This window comes from Streptomyces sp. NPDC059564 (genome assembly GCF_042735575.1).
GTDB lineage: Bacteria > Actinomycetota > Actinomycetes > Streptomycetales > Streptomycetaceae > Streptomyces.
Map to the genome: position 1 here is coordinate 1 of NZ_JBHWBP010000420.1, position 6220 is coordinate 6220.

Sequence of the window (6220 nt, forward strand, 5' to 3'; positions counted from 1 at the left end):
GGTGGAGATCCTCTCGGCGAACCCGGGACCGGTGGCCGACGTCCTCGCCGGGATCGCCGCCGACCTGCAGGAGACCGTCGAGGCCCTGCGCGGCCTCCAGTCCGCCGACGAGGCCAAGCGCCGCGGCGGGGCCGCCGGCATCGAGGACGTCCTCAAACGCGGCAACGCGGGCCGCGTACGGGTCCCCGGCAAGCACGGCGCGGCCCCCGCCGCGTACGAGACGGTCGGGGTGTTCATCAGCGACAAGCCGGGCGAGCTGGCGCGGATCTTCGCCGACGCGGGCCGGGCCGGGGTCAACATCGAGGACGTGCGCATCGAGCACGCCACCGGCCAGCAGGCGGGCCTGGTCCAGCTCATGGTCGAGCCGCGCGCCGTCGCGGGCCTGACCGCCGAGCTGCGCGAGCGGGGCTGGGCGCTGCGCCAGCAGTAACGCGGAGCCAGGGGGTGCCGGGGGCCGGTAACCTGGGGGAGGGGCGCTCTTGGCGCGCCCGGACACGTACGCGCAACCAGGAAGGTGCCCGCACCGTGGAAACCGCCGCTCCGTCCGCCGTGATCGTCGCCATCGACGGTCCCTCCGGCACGGGCAAGTCCAGCACCTCCAAGGCCGTGGCCGCCAAGCTCGGGCTGCGCTACCTGGACACCGGTGCCCAGTACCGGGCCATCACCTGGTGGATGATCACCAACGGCGTCGACACCGACGACCCGCAGGCCATCGCCGTCGCCGCGGGCAAGCCCGCCATCGTGTCCGGTACGGATCCGGCCGCGCCCACCATCACCGTCGACGGTCTGGACGCCTCCGGCCCGATCCGCACGCAGGAGGTCACCTCCAAGGTCAGCGCGGTCAGCGCCGTCCCCGAGGTGCGCACCCTGATCACCGAGCTCCAGCGCTCCATCGCCGCCGAGGCGGCCCGGGACGCCGACGGCATCGTGGTCGAGGGCCGGGACATCGGCACCACCGTCCTGCCCGACGCCGACCTCAAGATCTTCCTGACGGCCTCCGCCGAGGCCCGTGCCGCCCGCCGCAGCGGCGAGCTGCGCGGCAAGGAGGCCACGGACCTCGCGGCCACCAGGGAAGCCCTGATCAAGCGGGACGCCGCCGACTCCGGCCGCAAGACGTCCCCGCTGGCCAAGGCCGGCGACGCCGTCGAGGTCGACACCACCGAGCTCACCCTGGACCAGGTCATCGAGTGCGTCGTGACCCTGGTGGAGGAGAAGCGGGCGGGCCGCCAGTGAGCGATACGCCCTCCCTCAAGGGTGCGGCGGTCGGCAGGCGCATCGGCATCGGGCTCATGTACGGGCTGTGGAAGCCGCGCGTGCTGGGGGCCTGGCGGGTGCCGGCCTCCGGCCCCGTCATCCTGGCCGTGAACCACGCCCACAACATCGACGGCCCCATGGTCATGGGCACCGCGCCCAGGGCCCTGCACTTCCTGATCAAGAAGGAGGCCTACATCGGCCCCCTCGGCCCCTTCCTGGAGGGGATCGGGCAGGTGAAGGTGGACCGGACCGGCACGGACCGCACCGCCATCACCCGCGCCCTCGGAGTGCTGGAGCGGGGCGGCGCCCTGGGGATCTTCCCCGAGGGCACCCGGGGCGAAGGCGACTTCGCCTCGCTGCGCGCCGGACTCGCGTACTTCGCGGTCCGCAGCGGTGCCCCGATAGTGCCCGTCGCGGTCCTCGGCAGCACCGAGGCCAAGGGGCGGCTGGTCAAGGGCCTGCCGCCGCTGCGGAGCCGCGTCGACGTCGTCTTCGGCTCCGCCTTCGACGCCGGGGACGGCACGGGACGCCGTACGCGCACCGCGCTGGACCAGGCCACAGAACGCATCCAGGGCCGGCTGACCGCCCACCTGGCCGACGCCAAGCGCCTCACCGGGCGCTGAGTCAGACTTGACCTAGTAGTGGAACCGCGCTGCGCGGGGACCACCGATCACCACGAACGACGAGGAACGGACTTCATGAACGACCAGCACGACCACGGAGCACTTGGCGACGCCGAGTACGCGGAGTTCATGGAGCTCGCCGCGGAGGAAGGCTTCGACATCGAGGATGTCGAAGGCGCCATCGAGGAGGCGGGCCACGGCCCGCTGCCCGTCCTCGCCGTCGTGGGCCGCCCGAACGTCGGCAAGTCGACCCTGGTGAACCGCATCATCGGCCGCCGCGAGGCCGTCGTCGAGGACAAGCCGGGCGTCACCCGCGACCGCGTCACGTACGAGGCCGAGTGGGCCGGCCGCCGCTTCAAGGTCGTCGACACCGGCGGCTGGGAGCAGGACGTCCTCGGCATCGACGCGTCCGTCGCCGCCCAGGCCGAGTACGCCATCGAGGCCGCCGACGCCGTCGTGTTCGTCGTGGACGCCAAGGTCGGCGCCACCGACACCGACGAGGCCGTGGTCAGGCTGCTGCGCCGGGCCGGCAAGCCCGTCGTCCTGTGCGCCAACAAGGTCGACGGCCAGAGCGGCGAGGCCGACGCGGCCTCCCTGTGGTCGCTGGGCCTCGGCCAGCCGCACCCGGTCTCCTCCCTGCACGGCCGCGGTACGGGCGACATGCTCGACGCCGTCCTGGAGGCCCTCCCCGAGGCCCCCGAGCAGACCTTCGGCGGCGCCGCCCCCGGCGGCCCGCGCCGCATCGCCCTGATCGGCCGCCCGAACGTCGGCAAGTCCTCGCTCCTGAACAAGGTCGCGAAGGAGGACCGGGTCGTCGTCAACGAGCTGGCCGGCACCACCCGCGACCCGGTCGACGAGCTGATCGAACTCGGCGGCGTCACCTGGAAGTTCGTGGACACCGCGGGCATCCGCAAGAAGGTGCACCTGCAGCAGGGCGCCGACTACTACGCCTCGCTGCGCACGGCCGCCGCCGTCGAGAAGGCGGAGGTCGCGGTCATCCTGATCGACACGACCGAGAACATCTCCGTCCAGGACCAGCGCATCATCACCATGGCCGTCGAGGCCGGCCGCGCGATCGTGATCGCGTACAACAAGTGGGACGAGCTCGACGAGGAGCGCCGCTACTACCTCGAGCGCGAGATCGAGACGGAGATGCAGCAGGTCGCCTGGGCGCCCCGCGTCAACGTCTCCGCGCTGACCGGCCGCCACATGGAGAAGCTGGTCCCGGCGATCGAGACGGCCCTCGCGGGCTGGGAGACGCGCGTCCCCACCGGCCGGCTGAACGCCTTCCTCGGCGAGGTCGTCGCGGCCCACCCGCACCCGATCCGCGGCGGCAAGCAGCCCCGCATCCTGTTCGGTACCCAGGCGGGCAGCAAGCCGCCGCGCTTCGTCCTCTTCGCCTCCGGCTTCCTGGAGCACGGCTACCGGCGCTTCATCGAGCGCCGCCTGCGCGAGGAGTTCGGCTTCGAGGGCACCCCGATCCACATCTCGGTGCGGGTGCGCGAGAAGCGCGGCGCCCAGTACAAGAAGAAGAAGTAGCGGGAGCGGCGGGCGTCGCCGGGGTCAGTAGCCCCGGCGCGGAGCGGGCGGCAGGGCCGCCGGGATGTGCTGCATCCCGGTCTGGTGCTGCCGCCCGCCGCCGTATCCGGACCCGGAGGTGCCGGCGTGGGCGTACGAGGGCTGCGGGGGCGGTACGGGCGCGTACGCGGGCTGCCAGGGCTCGCTCGGCTGCCATGCGGAACCGTTCCAGCCGCTGCCGTACGAGCTGCCGCCACCGCCGTACGACCCGGTGTACGGGCCGCCGGTGTACGAGGAGCCGTACGAGAACGCCGTGAAGCCGAGGTCCTCCTCACCGGTGCGGTCGCCCGGCAGGGCCCGGAAGGCGCGCAGGTACTCGGAGTACAGCGTGTCGTAGATCGGGGTGTGCGAGGCGGCCGGAGCGATGTCCCGGTCCCGTGCGTGGCGCATCGGGGGGACGCTGCTCGGATAGGACGGGGCGCGGGAGGGGTCGTATGAATGCACGTATCAGCCAACGAACCCGGGGCGCTGCGGATGCGGGGTGACGGGACCGAAAACGCAGATCGCCGGGGGTGCGCGGGACGGACCGCGCACCCCCGGCGCACGCCGCCCGGCCCCAGGACATGGGGTGGGCGGCCGTTTCCGGTGGGGAGTTTCCGGTGGGCTTCCGGTGGGGGTTTCCGGCGCTGAGGGGCAGGGGTCAGGCGCCCGGCGTGCCGGCCAGCGGCATCGAGGCGGCGACCAGCTTGCCGTTGCTCGCGGCCTTGTCCAGGGCGTCGCGGAGCAGGTCCTCGCGCGGCTGCTGGCCGATGGAGCCGAACGGGGCGGCGTAGATGAGCACGCGCTGGGTCTTGTTGACGGCGGCCCGCCAGCCGTCGGTGACGCTCAGCGCCTGGTGCGCCTGCCACCAGGCGACCTGGGGGCCGCCGTCGGTGCCGGGCTGGAGCACGGCGTGCAGCTGGCCGCCCGCGAGGAGCACCGACCAGCCGGCGAGGGCGGAGGGGGCCTCGTCGGTGTCGGTGACCGGGATGAAGCCCTGCTCGATGAGGAGCGGCAGGAAGTCGTCGCCGGGGCCGGTGGTGCCGGGGCGGGCGATCGGGCCGGTCGGCTCGACGACCAGGGCCGGGTGCAGTTCGCCGCGGAGCAGGACCAGGCCGCTGGTGATCCCGAGGACGGCCTGGCCGCCGGGGACGGACCGGGGGACGTCGCCGGCCGCGTCGGGCGCGGGGCTGTCGCCGGTGATGCTGCGGACGGCGCCCTGGAGCTGCTCCTCGGAGACCGTGACGACCTGGGAGGGGATGCAGCTGGCGTGGGCGAAGGCCAGGACCGCGGTCTCGTCGCCGACGAACAGCACGGTGCTCGTGGGGTCGGTCTCGGGGTCGCCGGGGGTGCGGCAGGAGGTGCAGTCGTAACTGCGCGGGGCGTCGTCGCCGGTGAGCAGCCTGTCGGCTTCTTCGTCACCGATCTCTTCACGTACCTCAAGACTGACGTCGAGCATGCGCGGCACGGGGTGGCTCCTCATTCGTGCGGAGGCCGGGGGGTTCCCGGCTCGCCGGGCTCAACGGAGGAGCGGTGGCCGGGGTCACGCCGTTTGAGGGAACGGAATCGAACCGGCCACCCGGAAGAGTGAACCGATCGACCGGTGCTTCGTTTTTGTGTCAACTGTTGGTTGGTTGTGCGCAGTTGGCGGCTGCTGCTGGCCGTTTGGGGGTGGGCGGCGGTCGGCCGTCCGGGTGGGGCGCGGGGGAGCGCCGCGTGGCGGGCGGGGCGGGGGGTGGGGGCTGCGTAGCGTGACGCGATGCCCGAACTCCGTCTCCGGCGGGTGGTGGCGGCCGCGGCCGTGGCCGTCGCCGCGCTGTTGTTCGTACCCGCGCCGTCCGCATCCGCCGTGGGGGCCGTTCCGCCGCCGCCGGCGCCCGGTCCGCCGGGGGTCGGCGCCGGGCACGGGGCGGGGGACTGCGGGCCGGGCGGGAAGTGGCCGTGGGACTGCGTCGCCGACTGCGAGAGCGGGGGCCGGTGGGCGGTGAACACCGGGAACGGCTTCTACGGGGGGCTGCAGTTCTGGCAGCCGACGTGGGAGGAGTACGGGGGCCTCGCGTACGCGGTGCGGGCGGACCTGGCGAGCCGGGAGCAGCAGATCGGGGTGGCGGAGGAACTGCTCGGCGCGCAGGGGTGGGAGGCGTGGCCGGTGTGCGCGAAGCGGTACGGGCTGGCGGGGCGGGCGCATGTGGTGCGGGGTGGGGAGACGCTGGACGGGATCGCGCGGAAGAGGGGGGTGCGGGGTGGGTGGCGGGCCCTGTACGAGGCGAACCGCACCCTCATCGGCCCCCAGCCCGGCCGCCTCCGGCCCGGCCTCTTCCTCACCCTCCCGCCGACCTCACCGGCTCCGCCGCCGCCCACGCCCCCGGGGCCGACGCCCCCGTCGCACCCCGTCTCCCCGACCCCGTCGCACCCCGCGTCCCCGACGCCCCAAACGCAGGCGGGGCGGGAAGGCCGGCCCCGCCGAGGAGGCGGCCCGGGGCGTCGGGTCCTCGGACGGGGCGGTGAACCCCGACGTTCTGGTGATTCGCATCATGCTGCTCGGGCGACCGACCGGATCAGTAGTGCGCGCGGCCTTCCCGGCCGTGCTCCGGAGTCCTGACTGGGGCAATCCCCGTACGGAATTCGGGGTTCTCCGGCGGAATGCGAAGGGGCGTGGAATGAATGCCGTACGGGGCCTTCGTCGTTGACAACCCGTGACACAAGCGTGACCCGGTACGGAGGAACCTCTGGGCGTCCGGCTGACGGGCCGTGCATATGAACGGCGACGGCGGGCCGGTTCGGAG

General features: G+C 73.6%; 6 protein-coding genes and 1 pseudogene. 5 read left to right on the top strand and 2 right to left on the bottom strand.

All coding sequences use genetic code 11. From position 1 onward, the window contains the following. The 4 genes and pseudogenes from ACFV0Q_RS37065 to der form a co-directional block, all read left to right on the top strand. A pseudogene (locus ACFV0Q_RS37065) lies at positions 1-430 on the top strand (prephenate dehydrogenase); the annotation flags it as partial. Between the two features lie 95 nt (positions 431-525). After that, positions 526-1233: a (d)CMP kinase gene (cmk, locus tag ACFV0Q_RS37070; RefSeq protein WP_385011784.1), complete on the top strand. Its 708-nt coding sequence runs from the start codon at positions 526-528 to the stop codon at positions 1231-1233. Continuing rightward, positions 1188-1877 (top strand): lysophospholipid acyltransferase family protein, encoded by a 690-nt coding sequence (locus tag ACFV0Q_RS37075; RefSeq protein WP_385011787.1) that lies wholly within the window; start codon positions 1188-1190, stop codon positions 1875-1877. The genes cmk and ACFV0Q_RS37075 overlap by 46 nt, the downstream gene beginning before the upstream one ends. Positions 1878-1952: 75 nt before the next feature. Continuing rightward, positions 1953-3416: a ribosome biogenesis GTPase Der gene (gene der / locus ACFV0Q_RS37080; protein WP_385011789.1), complete on the top strand. Its 1464-nt coding sequence runs from the start codon at positions 1953-1955 to the stop codon at positions 3414-3416. Between the two features lie 24 nt (positions 3417-3440). Here the strand turns inward: der and ACFV0Q_RS37085 are convergent, their stop codons facing one another. Together ACFV0Q_RS37085 and ACFV0Q_RS37090 are read right to left on the bottom strand one after the other, a co-directional pair. After that, positions 3441-3845, bottom strand: coding sequence for a hypothetical protein (locus tag ACFV0Q_RS37085; protein WP_385011792.1), 405 nt, complete (start codon positions 3843-3845; stop codon positions 3441-3443). 250 nt (positions 3846-4095) lie between these two features. Next, the gene (locus tag ACFV0Q_RS37090; protein WP_385011796.1) at positions 4096-4893 is read right to left on the bottom strand and encodes a hypothetical protein; all 798 of its coding nucleotides are present in this window, start codon (positions 4891-4893) and stop codon (positions 4096-4098) included. 300 nt (positions 4894-5193) lie between these two features. Here ACFV0Q_RS37090 and ACFV0Q_RS37095 point away from each other — a divergent pair, with 300 nt between their 5' ends. Continuing rightward, positions 5194-6036, top strand: coding sequence for a transglycosylase family protein (locus ACFV0Q_RS37095; protein WP_385011795.1), 843 nt, complete (start codon positions 5194-5196; stop codon positions 6034-6036). Positions 6037-6220: the final 184 nt, after the last annotated feature.

Coding starts and splice junctions, on each gene's coding strand:
- der (WP_385011789.1), top strand. CDS start 1,953: ATGAACGACCAGCACGACCACGGAGCACTTGGCGACGCCGAGTACGCG.
- ACFV0Q_RS37085 (WP_385011792.1), bottom strand. CDS start 3,845: ATGCGCCACGCACGGGACCGGGACATCGCTCCGGCCGCCTCGCACACC.
- ACFV0Q_RS37090 (WP_385011796.1), bottom strand. CDS start 4,893: ATGCTCGACGTCAGTCTTGAGGTACGTGAAGAGATCGGTGACGAAGAA.
- ACFV0Q_RS37095 (WP_385011795.1), top strand. CDS start 5,194: ATGCCCGAACTCCGTCTCCGGCGGGTGGTGGCGGCCGCGGCCGTGGCC.